Below are 24,018 nucleotides of genomic sequence, written 5' to 3'. Positions count from 1 at the left end.
ACGGATCGCCGCGGGCAAGTCGAAAGCGTTGCACTTCAGTTCAGAACTCGGGGTCACAAGCAGGGAGCCGCTTATGGGTAGGATGGAGAGCGATACAGCCCCTGGCGCTGACCTGAGAGCTGCTCCGGGGCCTGATCGCACCACTGACTCGACGTCGACGTCGCCTCGGGATCATTCCTGCGCGTCGTGATCGAGGCGATCAAGGCCATCCAACCGGCGCCGCTGCATCGGTTTCAGCGTTGTGGGCTACGTCTGGCAACTAGACAAGGAGTCCCGCGTGAGCACAGTGGACAGCTTCGGAGCAAAAGGCGTTCTCAACGTCAACGGCGCCGACTACGAAATCTTCCGTCTCAACAAGGTCGAAGGCTATGAGTCCCTTCCCTACAGCCTGAAGGTTCTTCTCGAGAACCTCCTGCGCACAGAAGACGGCGCAAACATCACCGCAGATCACATCAAGGCTCTGGGTGGCTGGGATGAGAACGCCCAGCCCAGCACCGAGATCCAGTTCACCCCCGGTCGTGTGCTGATGCAGGACTTCACCGGTGTGCCCTGTGTGGTTGACCTGGCCACCATGCGCGAGGCCGTGGCCGACCTGGGCGGCGATCCCAACAAGATCAACCCGCTGGCACCGGCGGAGATGGTGATCGACCACTCCGTGCAGATCGACTTCTTCGGTAACTCCGATGCGATCGAGCGGAACATGGACATCGAGTACCAGCGCAACGGTGAGCGTTACCAGTTCCTGCGCTGGGGCCAGACTGCCTTCGATGACTTCAAGGTTGTCCCCCCGGGCATGGGCATCGTCCACCAGGTGAACATCGAGTCCCTGGCGCGCGTGGTCATGACCCGCGAGGTTAACGGCGTGCTGCGTGCCTACCCCGACACCTGCGTGGGCACCGACTCCCACACCACCATGGAGAACGGCCTGGGCGTCCTGGGCTGGGGCGTGGGTGGCATTGAGGCCGAGGCGGCCATGCTCGGCCAGCCGATCTCCATGCTGATCCCGCGTGTGGTGGGCTTCAAGCTCACCGGCGAGATCCCGGCCGGCGCCACCGCGACTGATGTGGTGCTGACCATCACCCAGATGCTGCGCCAGCACGGCGTGGTGGGCAAGTTCGTGGAGTTCTACGGTGAGGGTGTGGCCTCCGTGCCGCTGGCCAACCGCGCCACCATCGGCAACATGAGCCCTGAGTTCGGCTCCACCGCCGCGATGTTCCCCATCGACGACGTGACGATCGACTACCTGCGCCTGACCGGCCGCACCGAGGAGCAGCTCGCCCTGGTGGAGGCCTACGCCAAGGAGCAGGGCATGTGGCACGATCCGGCACGTGAGCTGCGCTTCTCCGAGCACCTCGAGCTGGACCTGTCCACCGTGGTGCCCTCCATCTCCGGTCCGAAGCGTCCCCAGGACCGCATCGAGCTCACCGATGCCAAGGAACAGTTCCGCAAGGACATCCACAACTACGTCAAGGCCACCCAGGATGCACTGGGCATCTCAGACTCGGTCAACGGCAAGGCAGACGAGGCTTCGGCCGAGTCCTTCCCCGGCTCCGACGCTCCGGCCCACACCCCCGGTGAGGAACAGTCCCCGAAGGACGAGCCCCGTCCCATGGACGCCGGCTCCGAGCCCGTAAGCGGCCGCCCTTCCCACCCGGTGCCGGTGAAGATGCCCGACGGCCGCGAGTTCACTCTGGACCACGGCGCCGTCTCGATCGCCTCCATCACCTCCTGCACCAACACGTCCAACCCCAACGTGATGCTGGCCGCCGGTGTGCTGGCCCGCAACGCCGTGGAGAAGGGCCTGGTGCAGAAGCCCTGGGTCAAGACCTCCATCGCCCCGGGTTCCAAGGTCGTCACCGACTACTACGAGAAGTCCGGTCTGATCGAGTACCTGGAGAAGATCGGCTTCTTCGTGGTCGGCTACGGCTGCACCACCTGCATCGGCAACTCCGGTCCTCTGGAGGAGGAGATCTCCAAGAAGGTGCAGGAGGAGGACCTTGCGGTCACCTCCGTGCTCTCCGGCAACCGTAACTTCGAAGGTCGCATCAACCCCGACGTGAAGATGAACTACCTGGCCTCCCCGCCGCTGGTGGTCGCCTACGCCCTTGCCGGCACCATGGACTTCGACTTCGAGAACGAGCCCCTGGGCCAGGACGCCGACGGCAACGATGTCTACCTCAAGGACATCTGGCCCGACCCGATCGAGGTGCAGAAGATCATCGACGAGTCCATCGACACGGAGATGTTCACCTCCAAGTACGCCACCGTCTTCGACGGTGACCACCGCTGGCAGTCGCTGGACACCCCCGAGGGTGCAACCTTCGCGTGGGACGAGAACTCCACCTACGTGCGGAAGGCTCCCTACTTCGACGGTATGGAGCTGGAGCCCGAGCCGGTCTCCGACATCGAGGGAGCCCGCGTGCTCCTGAAGCTGGGCGACTCGGTGACCACCGACCACATCTCCCCAGCAGGGTCTTTTAAATCGGATACCCCGGCAGGACGCTACCTGCTGGAGAACGGTGTGGAGCGCAAGGACTTCAACTCCTACGGCTCCCGCCGCGGTAATCACGAGGTCATGATTCGCGGCACCTTCGCGAACATCCGCATCAAGAACCAGCTGCTGGACGGCGTGGAGGGTGGCTTCACCCGCGACTTCACCAAGGGTGGCGAGCAGGCCTACGTCTACGACGCCGCCATGAACTACGCCGAAGAGGGCACGCCCCTGGTGGTGCTCGGCGGCAAGGAGTACGGCTCCGGCTCCTCCCGTGACTGGGCAGCCAAGGGTACCCGCCTGCTGGGTGTGCGTGCCGTGATCGCCGAGTCCTTCGAGCGCATCCACCGCTCCAACCTCATCGGCATGGGTGTGCTGCCGCTGCAGTTCCCCGAGGGCGAGTCTGCCGACACTCTGGGCCTGACCGGCTTCGAGGTCTTCAGCATCTCCGGCATCACCGAGCTGAACAACGGCACCACTCCCTCCACCGTGAAGGTCACCGCAGCCAAGGAAGACGGCACCGAGGTCACCTTCGACGCCGTCGTGCGCATCGACACCCCCGGTGAGGCCGAGTACTACCGCAACGGAGGCATCCTGCAGTACGTGCTCCGTCAGCTGGTGAGCAAGAACTAAACCGGTTCTTCACCAGCGGGGCGGCTGAAGCGCCCAGCACAGCGGGCCCTACCTCCGATGAGGAGGTGGGGCCCGCTGCTGTTCTTTGCCTTCCGAGTGAAGGCTCAAGCCACGTGCGCGGCGATGTCCTGGATGCTCGCGGTTCCTTCGACCAGGGCTCGGTAGATGCGCTCATAACCCTCGGCCATCACCGGCAGGTCAAACCGGGCCTCCGCCCAGGAGCGCACTTGGGAGGGGATCAGCTGCTGGGACCGCTCGATGGCTTCTGGCAGTTTGTCCGTGGTGTCGACGATGATTCCGCTCACACCATCGAGGATCACCTCCGGAACGCTGCCACGTCGGGTCGCGAGCACGGGCGTTCCGCAGGCCATCGCCTCGGCCATCACCATGCCGAAGGGCTCCTCCCACTGGATGGGGAACAGCAGGGCGGATGCCTTGGAGAAGAGTTCCCGCTTGAGGACCGCGTCTGCTTCGCCGAGGTACTCTGCGTCTGATCCCAGGCGCGGCCTGACCTCGGCCTCGAAGTAGCGGCGTTCGGGCGCCTCGTTAAGTTTCCCGGCCAGGACAATGCGGCGACCGGCGGCCCGTGCTGCGTCAATGGCCAGATGCGCGCCTTTGTCCGGGCTGAAGCGTCCCAACCACAGCAGGAAGTCCTCCTTCTCCGCCCGGAAGGGGAAGCTCGCAACGTCGACGGCGTTATGCACCGTGCCGATCCAGTTCAGGTCGGGAGCCATGCGGCGCTGAGCATCCGAGATGGCGATGATGTCCACGGAGGTGCCGAGCCTGCGGAAGTACTCGCCGCTGAGTCCTACGACGGGCCCGTGCATGGTCGTGACCGTGGGAATGCTGCGGCCGCGGGCCAACAGGGGGCCGGCGAGGGAATGGTCGTGGACGATGTCGAGATCCAGGCTCTCGAGCGCACGAGCGGTCTCTGCAGCCGCTATGACCTCAGGCATGGGGCTTTGGCCCAAGAGCTCCGAGGGCGGCCTTTCGAAAACGCTGATGTGCTGGTCAGCCCGCGTGCCGTTGAATCCCGAGGACACCAGCGTGACCTCGTGACCCCGCAGGGAGAGCTGATCCACGAGTGAGGCGACTACTGCCTCGGTGCCGCCGTAGCCCTTGGGCGGAAGCTCGAACCACGGCGGGGCCACCATGCCGATCCGCAGGGGTCGCGGCGAGTCATCGAGCTGGGGAGCGTTCTCCGGGGTGTGAGCTGCTATAGACATGGGGGAGCATTGCCTCCGAAATGAAATCAAGCGTGCCAATGAAACTTGGTGACCTGCATCAGGTGCGAGAAGCAACTTGCAAATTAAGTTGTAACTAATATCCTTTCAGTGTGCAAGGATGACATCTCGGAGGTCGTTCCCATGACGCTCGATACCAAGGAAAAGGCCAGGCCCACCGGACTGCCGACCGTTTCCCTGCCTCAGACGCAGGTCACGCTTGTGGAGGGTTCCACCTTCTGCGTCTCTGAAATCCATGGAGATATCCAGCCCGGCCGGGCTGAGGGACTCTTCGTGCGTGACACGCGAGTCATCTCGCACTGGGAAGTTCGCATCGATGGTGAACTGCTGGAGCCCCTGACGGTGATTCCGGGGGAGCCCTTTGAGCAGCGATTCATCAGCCGCGCGCCAACGCGCCAGGGTCTCGTAGAGCCGACGCTGATCGTTGAGCGCCGTCGACTGGTTGGTCAGGGAATGCGTGAGGACATCACGGTGCGCAACTACGGTCCGGAAGCCGCCGGGATCCATCTGACCATCGCCGCCGACGCCGATTTCGCAGACCTCTTCCAGGTCAAGGAGCGGCGCCGTCTCACCACCGGAGCCGTGACCCACAGCCAAGCCGGTGGGGATCTGATCTTCGTCTCGGAACGGGGCACCGAAAGACGCGGCGTGCGGGTCAGTGCAGAGGGCGCCATCGCCTCTCCGCATACCCTCACCTATCGCACAGTGGTCCCCGCTCACGGTCAGTGGAGCACCACGGTCAGTGTGCTCCCTTCGACGAGCGGGGAGGAGATGGCAGCTGCCTTCCCCACGGACCAGGACGTGGAATCCACCCGTCCGGCTCAACGCATGCACTCCTGGCGGGAGACCGCTCCGCGGATTGAGGTGGAGAACACCGTGCTGGCTGCAGCCCTGGCCACCAGCGAGCAGGACCTCGGGGCGCTGCGCATCACGGACCCGGACCACCCCGAAGACGACGTCGTCGCTGCGGGCGCTCCCTGGTTCATGGCGCTGTTCGGACGGGACTCCCTGTTGACGAGCTGGATGCTGCTTCCCTTCGCCCCAGGGCTGGTCATGGGCACTCTGACCACTCTGGCACGTCTGCAAGGTGGTGCCGTCAATCCCATGACCGAGGAGGAGCCCGGCAAGATCCTGCACGAGGTCCGGCACGGTGCTGACCTCTCTCTCGCCCTGGGAGGGGACAGCGTCTACTACGGGTCCATCGACTCCACACCGCTGTTCCTGATGCTCACTGGACGCGCCCTGCGCTGGGGAGTCTCTGCGGAAGAACTGGCTCCGCTGAAGCAGGCCGTGCGCGCCGGCGCCGACTGGCTGCACCGCTATGGCGACCGTGACGGCGACGGCTTCATTGAGTATCAGCGGTCATCCGATAAGGGCCTCGCCAACCAAGGATGGAAAGACAGTCACGACGCCATCGCGGGCGCGGCCGGCATCCAAGCGCGCCCCCCGATTGCCCTGGCGGAGGTCCAGGGTTACGCCTACGCGGCGTATCTGGCCGTCGCTGAACTGGAGGAGGCCTGGGGCGGCCCCGAGCGTGCCGCCGTCTGGCGGGCACGCGCCGCGGAGCTGAAGGCGCGGTTCCACGACGCCTTCTGGATGCCCGGGCCGGGCTTCTACGCGATGGCTCTCGACGGTGAGAAGAATCAGGTCGATGCCCTGAGCTCGAACATCGGACACTGCCTGTGGTCGGGAATTGTGGCCGAGGAGCATGCCGACGACGTCGTCAAAACACTCATCAGCGATGATCTCTTCAGCGGTTTCGGCATCCGCACTCGCTCCCAGAGTTCGGTCGCGTTCAACCCGGCCAGCTATCACAACGGCTCAGTCTGGCCCCATGACACCGTCCTCGGGGCGGCGGGCATGGCCCGTTACGGCCGGCGGGACGCCGCCCTGGCGGTCCTCTCCGGCCTGGCCGATGCGCTGGAGGCTTTCGGCGGACGGCTCCCCGAACTCTTCTGTGGCTTCTCCAGGAACGACATGCCGGTGCCCGTTCCGTATCCCACCTCTTGCTCGCCTCAGGCGTGGGCTGCCGCGGTGCCCTATGAGATGCTCCGCATCGGTCTGGGCCTCGAGGTCGATGTGCCCGCCGGAACAGTCAGGGCTGAAGCGGCTCCCAGCCTCTTCGGGGCCCTGAGGGTCCACGGCATCTCCCTGGGGGAGCATGGAAGCTTCGACGTGGAGGCCAACGAGCACGAAGTCAGGGTCTCTGGCCTGCCCGCGCCTATGACGCATGCCTCCGGAGCCTCCACGGCAGAATCCACCGGCGCTACACTGGGAGGCTGAACACTCTCTTTCCTCAGGACCTTCACGAACCATGACCGACGACGACGCCTCATCCCGTACCCAGCAGGCGGGCGGTCTGCTGGAGGACACCTCCGCGCCGTTCTACACCATTGGCCAGGTCGCCGAGATTCTGGGAATGCAGCCGCCCGCCCTACGCCGCCTTGACGAACAAGCCATCGTCTCCCCGGAGCGCTCCGAGGGCGGGCAGCGCCGCTACTCCCACGACGAGGTACAGCGACTGCGCGAAGTCCTGGAGCTCACGGAGGAAGGCGTCACCCTGCCGGGCATCCGCAAGGTCCTGGAATTGCGCCAACAGGTGGATGAGCTCAAAGAAGAGGTCGCGGAGCTCAAAGGGCAGTAAACTGGCCGGATGACGATTCTGCAGACGATCCAGTCTCCGCAGGACCTGAGCCGGCTCACCGATGAGCAGCTGGGCCGCCTGGCCGAGGAGATCCGGCAGTTCCTCATCACCCATGTCTCCGCCACAGGTGGGCATCTGGGACCCAACCTCGGCGTGGTGGAGATGACCCTGGCGCTGCACCGGGTCTTCGACTCGCCGCGCGACTCGATCATCTTCGACACGGGCCACCAGTCCTATGTCCACAAACTGGTCACCGGACGTCAGGACTTCTCCACTCTGCGTCAGCAGGGGGGACTCTCGGGCTACCCGGAACGGGCAGAGTCGATCCATGACGTCGTCGAGTCCTCTCACGCCTCAAGCTCCCTGGCATGGGCTGACGGCATCTCCCGGGCCCGCGTCCTCCAAGGGGAGGGGGACCGGTTCGTGGTCCCGGTCATCGGCGACGGCGCTCTGACCGGCGGTATGGCCTGGGAGGCCCTGAACAACATTGCGGCCGACAAGGAGCGCCGCGTAGTCATTGTGGTCAACGACAACGGCCGGTCCTACGCCCCCACCGTGGGCGGACTTGCCAACCACCTGTCGACCCTGCGGCGCGGTGTGCTCGATAAGGTGCGCACGCATCCGATCTACGAGTCCGTTATGGACAGCACCAAGCGACGCCTCGTCAACGGCGGGGCCATGTCTCAGATGGTCTACCGCTCCCTGCACGCCGCGAAGAAGGGCGCCAAGGACTTCTGGGCGCCCCAGGGATTGTTTGAAGATCTCGGGATGAAGTACATCGGGCCGGTGGACGGCCATGACCAGCAGGCCATGGAAGAGGCTCTCACCGACGCGAAGAACTACGGCGGGCCGGTCATCGTTCATGCGATCACGGAGAAGGGGCGGGGCTACGCTCCGGCCCGAGCCGATGAGGCCGATCAGTTCCACGCCGTCGGGATTATCGACCCCGAGACCGGCGAGCCCGTCAACCGGGGCTCCGCGAGGTCCTGGACCAGCGTCTTCGAGGAGGAGATCGCCGCCATCGCCGACGAACGTGAGGACATCGTGGCCCTCACCGGTGCGATGCTGATCCCCGTGGGCCTGCGCACCTTCGCCCAGAAGCACCCTGACCGTGTCTTCGACGTCGGCATCGCTGAGCAGCATGCCGTTGCCTCTGCTGCTGGGCTTGCCTACGGCGGCCTGCATCCTGTGGTGGCGATCTACGCGACGTTCCTCAACCGCGCCTTCGACCAGCTGCTGATGGACGTGGCGCTGCACAAGGCTGGAGTCACCCTGGTGCTGGACCGTGCCGGAGTCACCGGACCTGATGGCCCCAGCCACCACGGCATGTGGGACCTGTCCCTGCTGCAGATCGTCCCAGGGCTGCAGATCGCGGCGCCGCGCGACTCCACCAGGCTGCGGGAAGAGCTCAGGGAGGCGGTGGCCGTCAGCGACGCCCCCACCGTGGTCCGCTTCTCCAAAGGTTCGGTCAACGGGGAGATCGACGCGGTGGAGCGCCTCTCCGACGGGGTCGATGTCCTCCTGTCCACCCACACCCCGGTTCCCGGGCAGGGCGCGGACGACGCCCCCTACGCTAACGACGTCATGATCGTCTCGGTGGGCACCATGGGCGAACTCTCCCTGGACGTCGCCCGTCGTCTTGAGGATCAAGGCATCAGCGCCACGGTCGTGGACCCCCGGTGGGTGCTGCCGGTGCCCGAATCGGTCATCTCGCTGGCGGCGCGCCACCGCATCGTGGTGGTGATCGAGGACGGCGTGAAGGCCGGCGGCGTCGGCTCCCGCATCCGGCAGGTGATGCGTGAGAACGGCGTGGACACTGCGCTCAATGAGGTGGGCCTGCCTGTGGAGTTCCTCGCGCACGGCTCACGCAACGAAGTCCTGGAGCGCGTGGGGCTGACCTCGGCGCAGATTGCTCAGGACACCGTGGCTCAGGTGCTGGGCACCAAGGTGCCCTTCGCCCGGCGGCTCCCGGGTGAGGATATGCCCACCGGTGAGATCCCGGTCTTCCGCCACCGCTGAGCAGGTCCCCGCTCCGGGGGGCGGTGTCCGCCACCGCTAAACCTGTGGCAGAGCCTCAGGCAGCCTCAGATGCGCACCTGAATGATGCCCGACTCCACGCGGGCCTCGTACCGCTCCAGGGCCCTCGGTGCCGGGCCAGCGACGGGTTCGCCCGATTCCAGGTCGTAGACGGAGCTGTGGCAGGGACAGATAAAGCGCTCGGGCTCCGGATTCACGGTGCACCCCTGATGTGTGCATACGGCGGAGTAAGCGTAGACCTGCGTTTCGGTGGCCCGGTGCAGCAGGACCTTGTTCTCACCGAAGGCCACTCGGACCGACTCGCCCACGGGGACATCGCCCTCAACCAGGGCATCCTGCCACTGGGCCGGCTCCGCCGCGGGGACCTCCTCATCGGATCCGCCGCAGGCGGTCAGCACTAGGGCTGAGGCCCCGGCTACGGCACCGGTACGCAGGATCTCACGGCGGGAGCAGCAGGAAGAACTCATAGTCGCCCAGCTTAGTCAGGAGCGACTACCGGTGCCCAAAGCGCCGGCCCGTGACTCGCTCGCTGACGCCCTGCTGATCCAAGTAGGGGGTGATGCCGCCGCGGTGGAACGGCCACCCGGCTCCGAGGATCATGCACAGGTCCAGGTCCTTGGGAGAGGAGACCACCTCCTCCTGAAGCAGCAGGTCAATCTCCTGCGCCAGGGCCTCCAGTGCGGTGGTACGGACCTGCTCGGGACTCTGCGGCGCGGTGCCCTGGGTGACGATCTCACGGGCATCCCGGGTGAGGGAACTCATCCCCTGCGCGTCGCGCTCGACGAGTGTGGTGACCCCCGCGTCGATCAGCGCCTGGAGGTTGCCGGAGACGTAGAAGCGCTCACCAAAGGAGCTCCGCAGAGACTCCGTGACGTGCTGGGCCACGGGCAGGCCAACCATCTGAAGCAGCTCGAACGGACTCATCGGCAGCGCAAGCGGTTTCAGCGCCTCGTCCACCGCGTGCACATCGGTGCCGTCGTCGAAAGCACGCTGGGCCTCGGACATCAGCCGCAGCAGTACACGGTTGACCACGAATGCTGTGGCGTCCTTGGTCAGCACCGGAGTCTTGCGCAGTCTCGAGGCGACGTCGAATGCTGTCGCGATGGCGGCCTCAGAGGTCTCATCGGTGCGGGCAATCTCGATCAGCGGCATGACCGCCACGGGATTGAAGAAGTGGAAACCGATCACCCGTTCCGGATGAGACAGCTCCTCGGCCATCGCGGTGACCGAGAGGGAGGACGTATTGGTCGCCAGGATGGTATCAGCGGAGACGATTGCCTCCAGATCAGCGAAAACCTGCTTCTTCACCTCCAGCTGCTCGAAGACCGCCTCGATCACCAGGTCCGCATCGGCGTAGACGGAGGTATCAGTGGATCCCGTGACTCGTGCCACCACGGCCTCAGCCTGCTCGGGGTTGAGCCGTCCGCGCTGCACCTGCTTACTTGCCTGCTCCCGAACCCAGGACAGCGCCTTGTCCACGCGCTCTGCCGCCAGATCGGTGAGCACCACGGGAACCTGCATCTGCTGAGCGAAGACCAGTGCCAGCTGAGAGGCCATGAGTCCGGCACCGACGACGCCGACTTTCCTCACCTGCTGGGGTACAACGTCGGGAACACCGGCGGGCTTCTTAGCGCGCTTCTGCACGAGCTCCATGAACCCGTAGACCACGTTGCGGAACTCGTCGGTGACCAGCAGTTCGCCGAGGGCAGCGACTTCGGCCTCACGGTCCTCCTCCCGGCTGCGGCGGGGAACCTGTTCGAAGATCTCCAAGGCACGCAGTGGCCCCGGGGCGGTGGACCCGGTCTTGGTCGCAACCGTGTCCCGTGCCGTCTCAACGGCGCGCTCCCAGGCCTCCGGGCCGCCGTCGTGCTGTCGCCGTTGGTCAATGCTCACGCGCTGAGCCTCATCGGAGATCACGCGTGCGGCGAACTCGATCGAGGCTGTCTCGAAACCGTCATCCTCCAGCAGCGCATCGGCGATTCCGAGGTCATAGGCCTGGACGCTGCGGAGAGTGGTGTTGTTGTTCAGGGGGTTGGTGAAGATCACCGCGGCGGCCTTCTCAGGGCCGATGAGCAGCGGCAGCCGGTAGATGCCGCCCCAGCCCGGGACCAGGCCGAGGAAGGTCTCAGGAAGTCCGATGGCCTTGGCTCCTGCAGCGACGGTGCGGTAGTCGGCCGCAAGTGCGAGCTCCAGGCCGCCGCCCAGAGCTGTGCCGTTGATGAAGGCAAAGGTCGGGGCGGGGAAATCTGCCAGGGCGTTGTAGGCGTCGTGACCAAGGGCGGCCAGTTGGATCCCAAACTCTCGGGCCTGGGGATGCTCCTCCAGCTTTTGAGCGGAGACGATGTCCGCACCGGCCGCCAGGACTCCCGGTTTTCCGATGACGGCCAGTCCCGCGATCTCGCCGGCTTCAGCGCGTTCGGCCTGGGACTGCACGGCTTCCCCGAATTCGATCAGCGAGCGGGGCCCCAGAGTCGACGGGCGCTTGGGGTGATCGTTGTCCAGTCGGATCAGCGCGAGTGTGCCGGCCTCGCCGGGCAGCTGGACATCCTCAACTGTGGAGTGGGTGACGACCTCGCTGGAGAAGGCTTCGGCAAGCGCTGCGTACTGAGAAAAACTTGTCATGCGTCACACTCTACCGAGGGGTCACTTCGGTGACTACTGGTCCTCCAGCGGTTACAGCTCCTCGAGAGGATCGGGGTCCAGCATGGCCACGGTGATCACGGCGGCGGTGTTGCGAATCTGCCAGTGGCGGGCACCATGGGATGCGAGCGCCTCACTGACCGTGTCGAGGTCGATTGTCTCCGGCGGCGTCCAGCACAGCTGCTTCAGAACTGCCGGGGCCAGCAGCGTGTCGGCCATGATGTTGAGGCGCTCGGCCTGTACGGCCAGGCGTTCTTTAGCCGTACGGAACTGCCGGAAAGCAAGAGGGTTTCGGTCCTTCCAGGTCCGCGGCGCCGGCGGCGTGTTTCCGCTGCGCTGGCGGACCGGGAGGTCCTCGGTGGCCTGACCGGTCTGCACCGCGCGCAGCCAGCGCGGCGCCTCCCGCTTGGCGGCCCTTCCCTGGAATCCGGTGACGCCCAGCAGCTGCGGTACGGTGCGAGGAAGCGCGTCAGCGGCGGAGATGAGCGCAGAGTCTGGCAGCAGGTGGCCGGGGGCGATGTCCTTCTTCTCCGCCAGTGCCTCCCGGGCGCGCCAGAGTTCACGCAGCACGGCCAGCTTTCTGGGGGACTTGAGCTTGTTGATGCCTTTGGTCTTGCGCCATCGCTCCTCGCGAGGGACTGCCGCAGGCTTGTGAGTGCGCAGGTACTCAAACTCTTCCTGAGCCCATGCGGTCTTGCCCTGCTCGTGGAGCAGGTCAGAGAGGCGCTCCCGCAGATCGATCAGCAGTTCCACATCGAGGGCCGCGTAGCGCAGCCAGTCGGCTGGAAGTGGCCGTTTGGACCAGTCGGCTGCAGAATGCTCCTTGGCCAGGCGAACGCCCAGCAGGTGTTCGACGACGGCGCCAAGCCCGACACCGGGCAGGTTGGCCATGCGCGCGGCGACCTCGGTGTCAAAAAGGCTGTGCGGGTGCATGCCCAGCTCCGCCAGGCAGGGCAGGTCCTGTGTGGAAGCATGGAGGATCCACTCGGCCTCACCCAGGGCTCGCTGCAGGGGCAGGAGCGTGTCGAAGGGTTCGGGGTCGATCAGCCAGATGCCCGAACCGGCTCGCTTGAGTTGAACAAGGAACGCGCGCTGTCCGTAGCGGAATCCGGAAGCTCGCTCCGCGTCGACGGCCACGGGGCCCGTGCCGGCAGCAAGTGCGTCAGCGCAGCGGGCCAAGCCGCGTTCAGTGTTGATGACGGCGGGAACGCCGCCGTCGGGCTCAGTGAGCAGGGGAAGGTCCTTCTGTGTGTCTGTCTCCGGCACGTTCAGCTCCTCCGGATGTGAGGGAGCGCGACGACGCCGTCGGGCAGGGGCGGCAGACCGGCGAAGGAGCAGACCATATCCGCCCAGGCTTCCAGGTGGGCACCCACATGCGCACTGGAGGGCGTCCATGAGGCGCGCAGTTCGACGTCGTTGCTGGCTTGGCGGGACTCCAAGGAGCCGAAGGACTCGGAGAGGATTCTGGTGGCCGTGCCGCCGGCGCGGGTGTACTCCACACCGTGCTGCCCCAGGGAATCGGACAGCCAGGTCCATGCGACGGAGGCCAGCAGTGGATCGTTGCCCATCTCCGGCTCCAACTCTGCGCGTATGTAGATCACCACCCGAAAGGTTCCGCCCCACGCTTCCTGGCCCGCCGGATCGTGCAGGAGGATGAACCGTCCCGTGGCCAGGATCTCTTCTTCGTTGGCGGTGGGACGCAGGCGCGCCACCGGATGGGCGCCGATGACGTCCACGCCCGGCGCATGGATCTCGGCGCGCAGAGCCACCGCATAGGGGGCGAGTTTCGCCGGGGCAGGAACCTCCTCCACCAGCGCTTCACCGCGCGGCCGGGCACGGCGCAGCTCGCCCAGGGCCGCCAGGAAGGACTGAGGCAGTCCGTCGATGCTCGGAGTCCTGATCTGAGGGCCGGGCGGGCGTGGGAAAGAGTTCTCCCCCAGGGGGCCGAATGCGCTCACACCCCCAGACTAGGGACCGCAGGGCGGACCGAGCGTGAGGCACGCCGCACGGCGGGGCACTCAGGCCCCCCGCGCCACCTGGAGCAACTCAGAGATCTGGGCGTCTGTGGTGGCGAAGGAACACATGATCCGCAGTACGGGCAGACCGCTGGGGGCGGTCTCCCATGTGTGGGCGAGATACCGGGACTGGATGCGCGCCGCCATCTCCACCGGCATCTCGGGGAAGGCCGCATTCACCGCGGTGGGCCGGGCGAGGGTGACACCCTCCAGAGAGGCAAGACCCTCGGCAAGCACCCGGGCCTGGGCATTGGCGTGCGCGGCGTTGGTGCGCCACAGGTCGGTGCCGAAGAGCTCCAGCAGCTGCGCTGCGACGAAACGCTGCTTGCTGGCAAGCTGCATCGAGTACTTGTGGATGTACTCCACGCCGGGGACCCGCTCCGGGTTAATGACGACGACGGCCTCAGCGGCCAGTGCACCGTTCTTGGTACCTCCTAGTGAGAGAACGTCGACGCCGACATCTGTGGTCAGCGCCGCCAGGCTGGTTCCTAGTGCGGACGCGGCGTTGGAGATCCGGGCGCCGTCCATATGCACGCCGAGTCCTGCAGAGTGAGCAGTCTCGGTCAGCGCTGCGATCTGCTCGGGGGTGTAGAGAGTCCCGAGCTCGGTGGACTGGGTCAGGGTCACGGCCAGGGCCTGGGCCGCGTGGACATCTCCGCGGCGTGCTGTGGCGGCCTGGACATCCTCGGGCGTCAGTCGGCCGTCCTGTGAGGCCAGCGGGAGCAGCTTGATGGCGCCGAGACGCTCCGGGGCTGCGCCCTCGTCGTTGTTCACGTGGGCTTCCTCGGTGCAGATCGCCGCGCCCCAGCGGGGCAGCAGGGCCTGCAGGGACACCACATTGGCACCTGTGCCGTTGAACACTGGAAGGATTTCAGCCTGCTCGCCGAACTCCGCTTTGGCCCACTCGCGAAGGTGGGCCGACTCACGGTCTCCGCCGTAGGGCAGTGCCGCACCGCTGTTGGCCCGCTGCAGGGCCTCGAGGATCTCCGGGCTGACTCCGGCAACGTTGTCGGAGGCGAAGGAAGCATCGAGGGATGCCGACGTCGTCGTCTCGGTCGCGCCCACTCAGGCCTCATCTCCGTTGCCGGAACGCTGTTCGAAACGCATGGAGATCGAGTTGATGCAGTAGCGCAGGTCGGTGGGAGTGTCGAACCCTTCGCCCTCGAAGACGTGGCCCAAATGGGAGTCACAGGTGCCGCAGCGGACCTCGATCCGCTGCATGCCCAGCGACGTGTCTTTGAGGTAGGTCACATTGGAATTCTCTGCCGGCTGGTAGAAGCTGGGCCAGCCGCAACGGGAGTCGAACTTGGTCTCGGAGGTGAACAGCTCGGCGCCGCAGGCCCGGCAGGAGTACACGCCGGTTTCCTTGTTGTCCCAGTACTCGCCGGTATAGGGGCGTTCCGTTCCGCCCTCACGCAGCACGTGGTACTCAAAATCGGTGAGCTTCTGGCGCCACGGATCGGGGTCGCCGGCCGCTGCCTGCTGCTGGGGGCTCTGCTCGTCACTCATGCGTCTATCCTCTCACCGAGCCGCTGATCTGCGTAAGCTGGGCGTGGTGGTGACCCCCAAGGGATGAGGCGGTGAGGCACGTTGGCGAACGATGTGAAGCACAGATTCAGGCGCGGAGCGGACCGGACGGAACTGATTCAAGCTCGAGTAGAACGCCATGGGCAGGCGCTGCTGCGCAAGATCAGGAGGGAGCCCGAGCCAACCCCCTGGGTCCGGGCCACACTCCTGGGTGCCAGCACTGGCCTGGCGGCGGGGATGACCCTGGCGACGGCGGCTTCGGCAGTGGCAGGGTACTTTGCCCGCGTCGTCGTCACGCCGGTGAAGGAACGGGTGGAGGACCTGGAGATCCTCGCCGTCGTCAAGGGTCCCGAGGGCGATGAGGTGATCCTCCCCGCCACCGATGAGACAGTCGTGGACGGCACCTACGGGCTGCACTTCCACGGGGGACAGTCCTTCGCCCGGATCGGGCCCATCACCAGCTTCACTCCGCGTGACGGCACGATTGCTCGCCGGGTTGAGCACGTGGTCGGGGGAGACCTGCGCACCGCAGTGCGCGGCTGGTGGTCCTCGGTATCGCACCTGACCCCGGAGGACCTGGGTTTCGCCTCCGAAGAGGTCCGCATTGACCTGCCAGGCGGCACTGCCCCTGCCTGGTACGTGCCCAGCACTAACCCGCAGGCCCCGCTGGCCGGCCGAGGCGTGTGGGCGATTATGGTCCACGGCCGCGGCGGCACCCGCCAGGAAGGCATCAAAGCCCTGCCGGCAGCCGCCGAGCTCGGCGTGGACTCGCTGCTCATCTCCTACCGCAATGACGGTGAGGCACCCGCCGCTCCGGACGGACGCTATGGTTTGGGCGTCACCGAGTGGGAGGACGTGGAGGCAGCGATGCAGTACGCCCTTGACCACGGGGCAGAGGACATCCTGCTCTTCGGCTGGTCGATGGGCGGGGCCATCTGCCTGCAGGCAGCCGATCGATCTCCGCTCGCCGCGCGAATTCGCGGCCTGGTGCTCACCGGACCGGTGATTGACTGGATCGATGTGCTGGCCTATCAGGCACGAGCTCTGAAGATCCCGGAGCCGGTGGGCAGGATGACCCGCTGGTTCATCTCCAACAAGGCAGGACGCCGCGTGACGGGTCTGGCATCGCCGGTAGACCTGAAGATCCTCAACTGGATTGACCGGGCCGACCAGCTGCACCTGCGGACGCTGATCCTGCACAGCATCGACGATCACGTGGTGCCCTACGGCCCCAGCCGTGACCTCGCGCAGAAGAACCCGATGGTGACCTTCGTTCCCTTTGCCAGGGCGCGCCACGTCAAGGAATGGAACCACAACCCCGAACGGTGGGATCAGCACGTACGGGCGTGGGTGGAGGCCCTCTACACCCGCGCCGAGCCCGGTCAGATCGGGCCCGAGGCGACGTCGTCGGCGGACCTGGATGAGATCGAGGCCGCCGACGACGCCGACTGACCCGCTGCTGGAATACTCGGCGCCGCGGTCACCGGGAAGAAGAGAGTCCCGAAACGCCCAGGGGGCTCCTGCCGTGCGGCAGGAACCCCCTGGGTACTCGATCGAGTCGTGCGGCGGAGCCTATACTTCGGCTTCGCTGCGGTCCTGGCTCCAGCGCGTGTGGAAGGTTCCGGGCTTGTCCACGCGCTGGTAGGTGTGGGCGCCGAAGTAGTCGCGCAGCCCCTGAGTCAGGGATGCCGGGAGGCGATCGCGGCGCAGGCTGTCGTAGTAGGCCAGCGAGGAGCTGAACACCGGGGCCGGCACGCCGTAGGTGGCCGCCGCGGCCACCACCCGGCGCCAGGCGGGCAGGCACTCGTTGAGGGCCTCGGTGAACTCCTCGGCGAGGAGGAGGTTCTTGGGCCGCTGGGCGGCGGGCACATCGTAGGCCTTCATGATGGTGTCCAGCAGGTCTGCACGGATGATGCATCCGGCACGCCAGAGCGAGGCGATGGACTTCAGGTCCAGGTCCCAGCCGTATTCCTCGCCCGCGGCCACGAGCATGTCCAGCCCCTGGGCGTAGGCCACGAGCTTGGAGGCGTAGAGCGCCTTGCGCACGTCCTCGACGAAGTCCTGCTGCGCATCGTCCTCGCCGTAGAGCTCGGAAGCGGTGATGGCTTCGTTGATGCCGGCGGAGAAGACCCGCGAGGTCTCGGCGCGCAGGTCGCGCTGGGAGGAGATGGAGCGGGCGAAGACCGATTCAGCAATGGCGGTCACGGGTGAGCCGACTTCCAGGCCGGAGATCGCGGTCCAGCGGCCGGTGCCCTTCTGGCCGGCCGAGTCGACGATGACGTCCACCAGCGGACGGCCGGTGAGCTCATCCTCCTGCTCGAGCACCTCGGCAGTGATCTCAATGAGGTAGGAGGCCAGGTCCGTGGTGTTCCACTCGCGGAAGACTCCGGCCTGGGTGGCCGGCTCCAGTCCGGCCAGGGAGCGCATGAGGTCATAGGCCTCGCCGATGACCTGCATGTCTGCGTACTCGATGCCGTTGTGGACCATCTTCACGTAGTGGCCTGCGCCGTCAGTGCCGACCCAGGCGCAGCAGGCTTCGCCGTGGTACTTCGCGGAGATCTTCTCCAGCATGGGGCCCAGGGAGTCATAGGACTCCCGGGATCCGCCGGGCATGATCGAGGGGCCGTTGAGTGCGCCCTCCTCGCCGCCGGAGACGCCGACGCCGACGAAGTGCAGCCCCTTCTCGCGGAGGGCCTCTTCGCGCCGGCGCGTCTCCTCATAGAAGGAGTTTCCGGCGTCGATGATGATGTCGCCCTCCTCCAGCAGGGGAGTGAGCTCGTCGATGACGGCGTCGACGGGGCCGCCGGCCTTCACCATGATGAGCACCTTGCGCGGCCGCTCGAGAGACTCGACCAGCTCAGCCAGGGTTTCGGTGCGCACAAAGTTTCCCTCGTGCCCGTAGGAGTTCAGCAGCGAATCGGTGCGAGCCACCGAGCGGTTGTGCAGCGCCACGGTGAAGCCGTTGCGCGCCAGGTTCCGCGCGAGGTTCGCGCCCATCACTGCCAGTCCGGTTACGCCAATGTCAGCGCCCACAAGCACACTCCTCATTCAAGGTCAGTCAGGGATTGAGTTCGCGGTCCATCCTACGTGCCGCGGTGTTGAACGTGTGCGACCAACGTCTCACCGTAGCCACGCGACGCTGTGAACCGCTGGGGGTCGGTGCGGTTATCCGCCCGCGGAACCAGCTTCAGGCGTGATGGCCGGCGTCGGAGATGAAACGTTCTGCGTGTTTGTAACCTCCGAGGTCAGCCAGGGCCCGCTGTTGTTTCAGCACCACCCTCTATAGGGGCTCGAGCGAAACAACACCGGGCATTGAGGAACTGGTACGGAGATTGGTGGTGGCACAGAAATGAGTGTTGCTGCTTGAGGAGTACGCAGCATGGAGGGGTGTCCCGCCCGCGGACCAGGTCAGTCACCCACGGCGTCGCGTCCGCGACGCACGATGAGCGGGTCGGGTTCACCCACGACCTCGTGATCCTTGCCTTCGTACTCGAACTGCGAGAGGAAGTAGCGCATCGCGTTGAGGCGCGCGCGCTTCTTGTCGTTGGACTTGATGGTGATCCAGGGAGCGTGGTCGGTGTCCGTGCGCCGGAACATCTCTTCCTTCGCCTCGGTGTAGTCCTCCCACCGGTCCAGGGATTCCAGGTCCATGGGGGAGAGCTTCCACTGCCGCACCGGGTCTATCTGACGGATGGCAAACCGCGTGCGCTGTTCGCGCTGGGTGACGGAGAACCAGAACTTGGTCAGGTGAATGCCGGCGTCGACCAGCATCTGCTCGAACTGCGGTGCCTGCTTCATGAAGACTTCGTACTCATCGTTGGAACAGAAGCCCATGACGCGTTCCACACCCGCTCGGTTGTACCAGGAGCGGTCAAAGAGGACCATCTCTCCGGCGGTGGGCAGGTGATAGATGTAGCGCTGGAAGTACCACTGGCCGCGCTCCCGGTCCGAGGGCTTGTTCAGCGCCACCACGCGTGCGGTGCGGGGATTCAGGTGCTCGGTGAAGCGTTTGATGGTCCCGCCCTTGCCGGCGGCATCACGGCCTTCAAAGACAATGACGTGCTTGAGCCCGTAGTCCTCGGCCCAGTACTGGAACTTCAGCAGCTCGACCTGCAGATGGTACTTCTCGATCTCATAGAGATCGCGGCTCATCCGCTCCTCGTAGGGGTAGTTCTCCTGCCAGGTCTCCACGGCATTGCCCTGGGGATCGATCAGATCCGGGTCGGGGGTGTGGCCGTCGGCCACGGTGTATCCGCCCTCCCGCAGCTGGTCGATGAACTCGCGCAGATTCTGTCGCGAGCCCACACCGATCTCTTTGAACGGATCTTTGACCATTGGACCGTGCCCTTTCTGCCGTGCGCCTTCCTGAAGCGCCTGAACCGTGCTCATCGAAGCACCAGGCTGTGAATGCCAGGTGAACTGGTGTTTACGTGCCGAGTGCGACTAGAGGGCCTGCTCTCCCATCTGGCCCGAACGCGCCAGCGCGGTCAGGCGCGAAACTGCCCGATGGTACTTCTTCATGTACCCGCCGGCCATCATCTCTTCGGTGAACAGTCGGTCAAACGGCTGCCCTGACGCGATGATCTTCACATCCTGGTCATAGAGCCGGTCCGCCAGCACCACAAATCGCAGGGCCAGCGACTGTCCTTCGATGGTCTCCACGTCCTTGAGGACCAGCACGTCCACCCCGGCGATCATCTGGCGGTAGCGGCTGGGGTGAACGTCGGTGAGGTGCTCACACAGTGCGGCGAAGTCATCCACCACGGTCTCAGCCTGGGGGTAGTGCTCGGCGGCGAAATCCTCCAGCTCGTTCGAGGACAGCGGGGGAGGAGCTTCGGGCAGGCCGCGGTGGCGGTAGTCCTCGCCGTCGACGCGGATCACGGTGAACTGGTCGGCCAAGACCTGGATCTCACGCTTAAAGTCGCTGGCGGCGAATCGGCCCTCGCCCAGCGAGCCGGGCAGGGTGTTGGAGGTTGCCGCGAGCTTCACGCCGGCGTCGGCCAGTTCGCGCAGAAGACGGGACATGAGAGTGGTGTCACCGGCGTCGTCGAGCTCGAACTCGTCAATGCACACGAGCCGATAATGGGAGAGCACCTCAACGGTCTTGCGGAAGGAGAGTGCGCCCACCAGGTTGGTGTATTCGACGAATGTGCCGAAAGCACGCTGGCTCTCCGGCACTCCCTGAGCTCCGGCCGCGTGGTACAGAGACGCCAAGAGGTGGGTCTTGCCGACTCCGAAGCCACCGTCGAGGTAGATGCCCGCCGGCTGCTCAGCTGCTGTGGACTTGCCGCCGAAGAGCTTTGAGAGGAAACCGCCAGAGGAAGCGGAGGTTCCCACCGTCTGAGAGAAGCTGCGCAGCGACTCCACGGCCTGACCCTGGGAAGGATGGGCGGGGTCCGGGATGTAGCTGTCGAAGGACACCTCGGAGAACCGGAATGAGGGCTTCAGACCTGCCAGCAGGTCCTCCACGGTGACCTGCGGAGTGCGCTGGGACAGCGGCGTTGCGGTGGTGAGCATGCGCTCTACTCTACTGAACCCCGGGGGACGCCACACCGGCGCCCGGCCTGGTGAGTGTGTCTGCATGTGACGCACCCCTGGGCAGCCCGGGCGCTGCTGATTAGGCTGGGGCATCAGAGAAGCATTCATTTCCGACGGAAGGTGTCTCACGTGGCAGCCAAGGACCTCTCTCAGTACGCCAACCCGAACGCACTGGTCAGCACCGACTGGTTGGCCGAGCACCTTGACGACCCCACCGTGGTGGTCCTGGAGTCGAACGAGGATGTGCTCCTCTACGACACAGGGCACATCCCCGGCGCGGTCAAGATCGACTGGCACACCGATCTCAATGACCCGGTGACGCGTGACTTCATCGGCCCTGAGGAGTTTGCCTCGTTCGTCGGTTCAAAGGGCATCACCCCGGAGACCACCGTGGTGTTCTACGGGGACCGCTCCAACTGGTGGGCCGCCTACGCGCTATGGGTCTTCACCCTGTTCGGCCACCAGGATCTGCGTCTGCTCGACGGCGGCCGCGCCAAGTGGATCGAAGAGGGCAGGGAGCTCACCACTGAGGCGCCCCGCGTGACGCCGGCTGAGTACCCCGTTCCGGCGACCCGCGACGACGCCACGTTCCGCGCGTTCCGCGAGGACGTCCTGGAGCACCTGGGCAAGCCTCTGGTGGATGTGCGTTCGGCGCAGGAGTATTCCGGTGAGGTCACGGTGGCGGCGGGATTCGAAGGGGAAGGTGCGCTGCGCGGCGGCCATATCCCCACAGCTGCCAACGTGCCGTGGGCCAAGGCCGCCAACGACGACGGAACGTTCAAGTCCCGCGAGGAGCTTGAGCAGATCTACAAGAACGAGGCCGGCATCGGGGAGGCCGACCAGGTCATCGCCTACTGCCGCATCGGTGAGCGCTCCTCCCACACCTGGTTCGTGCTGCAGCATCTGCTCGGCTATGAGAACGTGCGCAACTACGACGGCTCCTGGACCGAGTGGGGCAATGCCGTCCGCCTGCCCATCACCACCGGCACTGAGCCCGGCCAGGCGCCCTCCCGCTGAGCGGATCTCCCTGCGGGGCCCGTAAGCTGGTGCCATGAGTGAGACTGACGGACTGCCCCAGCCCCTGGCCGAGATCGTTGAGGACTTCCACGCTGTCGGCGACCAGGAGAAGCTGGAACTGCTCCTAGAGCTCTCCCGGGAGCTCCCTGAGCTGCCGGAGCACCTGCGTGAGAACTACGCGGACTCGATGGAGCAGGTCGTGGAGTGCCAGTCTCCGTTGTTCCTGACCATTGAGTTCCACGACGACGACGTTCCTGGTGAAGGCACCGCGGAACTGATCTTCTCCGCCCCGGCAGAAGCGCCTACGACCAGGGGGTTCGCGTCGATCCTCCAGCAGGGACTTTCAGGCCTGAGGTATCAGGAGATCCTCGCAGTGCCTGACGATGTCCACCAGCGACTGGGCCTGGGCAAAGCGATCACGCCCTTGCGGCTGCGGGGGATGAGCGCCATGCTGGCGCGCGTCAAACGCAATGTGCGCGATCACGTGGAGTCGTCGTCGTAGCAGCGACCTTCTCGTGAAAAAGGTCAGGGGCCGCACTCTCCACAGAGTGCGGCCCCTGACCTTTGGTGCCCTAATGAGCGCGAGATCCCGCACTAGATGAACAGCGCGGGATCCCCTGAGCTGGCCCTGTCAGGCGAGGCCTGCCAGGGGCCCTTCCAGCTGAGTGGGCCCTTACTCCTCGACCCCGCGCTAGATGAACAGCGCGGGGTCGAGGGCATACGTGGCCGGATCAACGAGTGGTTTATGCTCTTCCTCGCGGCGCTTGCGGTCCTTGGCCGGCACGCCCACCAACACCGAGTGCGCCGGCGCGGACTTGACGACTACAGCGTTGGCGCCGACTGCTGACTCTTCGCCGATCTCCACGGGTCCCAGGACTTTGGCCCCAGCGCCCACGGTCACACCATTGCGCAGGGTCGGATGGCGCTTGGTCTGCTCCAGGGAGGTACCGCCGAGCGTCACGCCCTGGTACAGCATGCAGTCATCACCGATCTCGGTCGTCTCGCCGATCACCACACCCATGCCGTGGTCAATGAAGAACCGCCGTCCGATGGTCGCGCCCGGATGGATCTCAATGCCCGTGAGCCCCCGAGTCACCTGGGAGAGCAGGCGCGCGGGAGTCTTCAGTGGTTTGACCTGCCACATCTTGTGCGCCACCCGGTGGGACCAGATCGCGTGCAGGCCCGAGTAGGCCAGAACGATCTCGGCGTTGCTGCGGGCAGCGGGGTCGTGCTGGCGTGCGTTGGCGATGTCCTCACGCAGTCGTGAAATCACACCCATATGCCTCAGCCTCGGATGTCTTCGTAGAGCAGGGTCGAGATGTAACGCTCACCGAAGTCGCAGGCCAGGGTCACGATCAGCTTGTCCTGCATCTCCGGACGTGCAGCGACCTCCAGAGCGGCCGCGACGTTCGCGCCGGTGGAGATGCCGCCCAGAATGCCCTCCTTGGTGCCGAGCTCGCGCGCGGTGGTGATAGCACGCTCCAGGTTGGCCTGAACCACCTCGTTGTAGATTTCGGTGTCCAGGATGTCCGGTACGAAGTTGGGGCCGATGCCCTGGATCTTGTGGGGACCAGCCTGACCGCCGGAGAGGATCGGGGAATCCTCCGGCTCCACAGCCACGATGTGCAGATCCGGCTTGTACTCGCGCAGCTTCCGCCCGGCTCCCGTGATGGTGCCGCCCGTGCCAATGCCGGAGACCAGCACGTCCACAGCTCCCTCGGAATCCCGCCAGATCTCCTCGCCGGTGGTGGCGTAATGCACCTGGGGGTTGGCCTCGTTGGCGAACTGCCGGGCCCAGATGGCATTCTCCGTCTCTTCCACGATCGCTTTGGCGCGCTCCACCGCGCCTCGCATGCCATCGGCACCCGGAGTCAGCACGATCTCAGCGCCGTAGGCCCGCAGCATGACACGTCGTTCGGTGGACATCGTCTCGGGCATGGTCAGCACCACCCGGTAGCCGCGCGCTGCGCCCACCATGGCCAGCGCAATGCCGGTGTTGCCCGAGGTGCCCTCCACGATAGTGCCGCCGGGCTTGAGGACCCCGGCGTCCTCGGCAGCGTTGATGATGGCAGTGCCGATGCGGTCCTTCACCGAGGAGGCCGGGGAGTAGAACTCCAGCTTGACCGCAACGTTGCCCGGCAGATCCGCGTCCAGACGGTTCAGCCGGACCAGCGGGGTATTGCCGACGGCCTCAGTGATGTTGTTCAGAATTGTCATGACGGAGTAGTCACC

At 65.7% G+C, this 24,018-nt stretch carries 19 protein-coding genes; 7 read left to right on the top strand and 12 right to left on the bottom strand.

The window, feature by feature from the left end; genetic code table 11:
* Positions 1 to 277 precede the first annotated feature (277 nt).
* The gene (locus RH857_RS09750) at positions 278 to 3,124 is read left to right on the top strand and encodes an aconitate hydratase (RefSeq protein WP_310537784.1); all 2,847 of its coding nucleotides are present in this window, start codon (positions 278 to 280) and stop codon (positions 3,122 to 3,124) included.
* A gap of 104 nt (positions 3,125 to 3,228) precedes the next feature.
* On the opposite strand, the gene RH857_RS09745 is transcribed toward RH857_RS09750, so the two are convergent.
* Complete coding sequence (locus tag RH857_RS09745) at positions 3,229 to 4,350, bottom strand: glycosyltransferase family 4 protein (protein ID WP_310537783.1); 1,122 nt, start codon at positions 4,348 to 4,350, stop codon at positions 3,229 to 3,231.
* Positions 4,351 to 4,491: 141 nt separating this feature from the next.
* Between RH857_RS09745 and RH857_RS09740 the strand changes: the two genes are divergently transcribed.
* From RH857_RS09740 to dxs, 3 genes are read left to right on the top strand one after another with little or no spacing between them, the layout of a single operon-like run.
* A complete protein-coding gene (locus RH857_RS09740) occupies positions 4,492 to 6,651 on the top strand; it encodes an amylo-alpha-1,6-glucosidase (RefSeq protein ID WP_310537782.1) in 2,160 nt (719 codons plus the stop codon).
* Between the two features lie 31 nt (positions 6,652 to 6,682).
* Positions 6,683 to 7,012 (top strand): MerR family transcriptional regulator, encoded by a 330-nt coding sequence (locus RH857_RS09735; protein WP_310537781.1) that lies wholly within the window; start codon positions 6,683 to 6,685, stop codon positions 7,010 to 7,012.
* A 9-nt stretch (positions 7,013 to 7,021) separates the two neighbouring features.
* Entirely contained in the window at positions 7,022 to 9,031 is a 2,010-nt protein-coding gene (dxs, locus tag RH857_RS09730; RefSeq protein ID WP_310537780.1) for a 1-deoxy-D-xylulose-5-phosphate synthase, read from the top strand.
* 65 nt (positions 9,032 to 9,096) lie between these two features.
* On the opposite strand, the gene RH857_RS09725 is transcribed toward dxs, so the two are convergent.
* From RH857_RS09725 to msrB, 6 genes are read right to left on the bottom strand one after another with little or no spacing between them, the layout of a single operon-like run.
* Complete coding sequence (locus RH857_RS09725; RefSeq protein WP_310537779.1) at positions 9,097 to 9,516, bottom strand: Rieske (2Fe-2S) protein; 420 nt, start codon at positions 9,514 to 9,516, stop codon at positions 9,097 to 9,099.
* A gap of 25 nt (positions 9,517 to 9,541) precedes the next feature.
* Positions 9,542 to 11,671, bottom strand: a complete 2,130-nt coding sequence (locus RH857_RS09720; protein WP_310537778.1) for a 3-hydroxyacyl-CoA dehydrogenase NAD-binding domain-containing protein — start codon at positions 11,669 to 11,671, stop codon at positions 9,542 to 9,544.
* A gap of 51 nt (positions 11,672 to 11,722) precedes the next feature.
* The gene (locus tag RH857_RS09715) at positions 11,723 to 12,955 is read right to left on the bottom strand and encodes a ribonuclease D (RefSeq protein ID WP_310537777.1); all 1,233 of its coding nucleotides are present in this window, start codon (positions 12,953 to 12,955) and stop codon (positions 11,723 to 11,725) included.
* A gap of 2 nt (positions 12,956 to 12,957) precedes the next feature.
* Positions 12,958 to 13,647, bottom strand: coding sequence for a DUF3000 domain-containing protein (locus RH857_RS09710; RefSeq protein ID WP_374761147.1), 690 nt, complete (start codon positions 13,645 to 13,647; stop codon positions 12,958 to 12,960).
* A 60-nt stretch (positions 13,648 to 13,707) separates the two neighbouring features.
* A complete protein-coding gene (locus tag RH857_RS09705; RefSeq protein ID WP_310537776.1) occupies positions 13,708 to 14,769 on the bottom strand; it encodes a threonine aldolase family protein in 1,062 nt (353 codons plus the stop codon).
* Entirely contained in the window at positions 14,770 to 15,213 is a 444-nt protein-coding gene (gene msrB / locus RH857_RS09700; RefSeq protein WP_310537775.1) for a peptide-methionine (R)-S-oxide reductase MsrB, read from the bottom strand.
* Between the two features lie 255 nt (positions 15,214 to 15,468).
* Here msrB and RH857_RS09695 point away from each other — a divergent pair, with 255 nt between their 5' ends.
* On the top strand, positions 15,469 to 16,683 hold the full coding sequence (locus RH857_RS09695; RefSeq protein ID WP_310537774.1) for an alpha/beta hydrolase family protein: 1,215 nt from the start codon (positions 15,469 to 15,471) through the stop codon (positions 16,681 to 16,683).
* 120 nt (positions 16,684 to 16,803) lie between these two features.
* Here the strand turns inward: RH857_RS09695 and gnd are convergent, their stop codons facing one another.
* From gnd to zapE, 3 genes are all read right to left on the bottom strand, one after another.
* A complete protein-coding gene (gene gnd, locus RH857_RS09690) occupies positions 16,804 to 18,264 on the bottom strand; it encodes an NADP-dependent phosphogluconate dehydrogenase (RefSeq protein ID WP_310537773.1) in 1,461 nt (486 codons plus the stop codon).
* Positions 18,265 to 18,639: 375 nt separating this feature from the next.
* Positions 18,640 to 19,566 carry a polyphosphate kinase 2 gene (gene ppk2, locus RH857_RS09685; protein WP_310537772.1) on the bottom strand — a complete coding sequence of 309 codons (927 nt, stop codon included), beginning with the start codon at positions 19,564 to 19,566 and terminating at the stop codon, positions 18,640 to 18,642.
* Between the two features lie 108 nt (positions 19,567 to 19,674).
* Positions 19,675 to 20,748 carry a cell division protein ZapE gene (zapE, locus tag RH857_RS09680; protein ID WP_310537771.1) on the bottom strand — a complete coding sequence of 358 codons (1,074 nt, stop codon included), beginning with the start codon at positions 20,746 to 20,748 and terminating at the stop codon, positions 19,675 to 19,677.
* A gap of 141 nt (positions 20,749 to 20,889) precedes the next feature.
* Between zapE and RH857_RS09675 the strand changes: the two genes are divergently transcribed.
* Positions 20,890 to 21,786 carry a sulfurtransferase gene (locus RH857_RS09675; RefSeq protein ID WP_310537770.1) on the top strand — a complete coding sequence of 299 codons (897 nt, stop codon included), beginning with the start codon at positions 20,890 to 20,892 and terminating at the stop codon, positions 21,784 to 21,786.
* A gap of 34 nt (positions 21,787 to 21,820) precedes the next feature.
* A complete protein-coding gene (locus RH857_RS09670; protein WP_310537769.1) occupies positions 21,821 to 22,288 on the top strand; it encodes a SufE family protein in 468 nt (155 codons plus the stop codon).
* Between the two features lie 189 nt (positions 22,289 to 22,477).
* On the opposite strand, the gene epsC is transcribed toward RH857_RS09670, so the two are convergent.
* Both epsC and cysK read right to left on the bottom strand, forming a co-directional pair.
* The gene (gene epsC / locus RH857_RS09665) at positions 22,478 to 23,065 is read right to left on the bottom strand and encodes a serine O-acetyltransferase EpsC (protein ID WP_310537768.1); all 588 of its coding nucleotides are present in this window, start codon (positions 23,063 to 23,065) and stop codon (positions 22,478 to 22,480) included.
* 5 nt (positions 23,066 to 23,070) lie between these two features.
* Positions 23,071 to 24,003: a cysteine synthase A gene (gene cysK, locus RH857_RS09660; RefSeq protein WP_310537767.1), complete on the bottom strand. Its 933-nt coding sequence runs from the start codon at positions 24,001 to 24,003 to the stop codon at positions 23,071 to 23,073.
* Positions 24,004 to 24,018 lie beyond the last annotated feature (15 nt).

Source organism: Nesterenkonia flava, assembly GCF_031432335.1.
GTDB classification, from domain to species: domain Bacteria; phylum Actinomycetota; class Actinomycetes; order Actinomycetales; family Micrococcaceae; genus Nesterenkonia; species Nesterenkonia flava.
The sequence above is the reverse complement of the archived record's forward strand: the minus strand, read 5'-3'. Positions and strand labels throughout refer to the sequence as shown.

Coding starts and splice junctions, on each gene's coding strand:
- RH857_RS09745 (WP_310537783.1), bottom strand. CDS start 4,350: ATGTCTATAGCAGCTCACACCCCGGAGAACGCTCCCCAGCTCGATGAC.
- RH857_RS09740 (WP_310537782.1), top strand. CDS start 4,492: ATGACGCTCGATACCAAGGAAAAGGCCAGGCCCACCGGACTGCCGACC.
- RH857_RS09735 (WP_310537781.1), top strand. CDS start 6,683: ATGACCGACGACGACGCCTCATCCCGTACCCAGCAGGCGGGCGGTCTG.
- dxs (WP_310537780.1), top strand. CDS start 7,022: ATGACGATTCTGCAGACGATCCAGTCTCCGCAGGACCTGAGCCGGCTC.
- RH857_RS09725 (WP_310537779.1), bottom strand. CDS start 9,516: ATGAGTTCTTCCTGCTGCTCCCGCCGTGAGATCCTGCGTACCGGTGCC.
- RH857_RS09720 (WP_310537778.1), bottom strand. CDS start 11,671: ATGACAAGTTTTTCTCAGTACGCAGCGCTTGCCGAAGCCTTCTCCAGC.
- msrB (WP_310537775.1), bottom strand. CDS start 15,213: ATGAGTGACGAGCAGAGCCCCCAGCAGCAGGCAGCGGCCGGCGACCCC.
- RH857_RS09695 (WP_310537774.1), top strand. CDS start 15,469: ATGACCCTGGCGACGGCGGCTTCGGCAGTGGCAGGGTACTTTGCCCGC.
- ppk2 (WP_310537772.1), bottom strand. CDS start 19,566: ATGGTCAAAGATCCGTTCAAAGAGATCGGTGTGGGCTCGCGACAGAAT.
- zapE (WP_310537771.1), bottom strand. CDS start 20,748: ATGCTCACCACCGCAACGCCGCTGTCCCAGCGCACTCCGCAGGTCACC.
- RH857_RS09670 (WP_310537769.1), top strand. CDS start 21,821: ATGAGTGAGACTGACGGACTGCCCCAGCCCCTGGCCGAGATCGTTGAG.
- epsC (WP_310537768.1), bottom strand. CDS start 23,065: ATGGGTGTGATTTCACGACTGCGTGAGGACATCGCCAACGCACGCCAG.
- cysK (WP_310537767.1), bottom strand. CDS start 24,003: ATGACAATTCTGAACAACATCACTGAGGCCGTCGGCAATACCCCGCTG.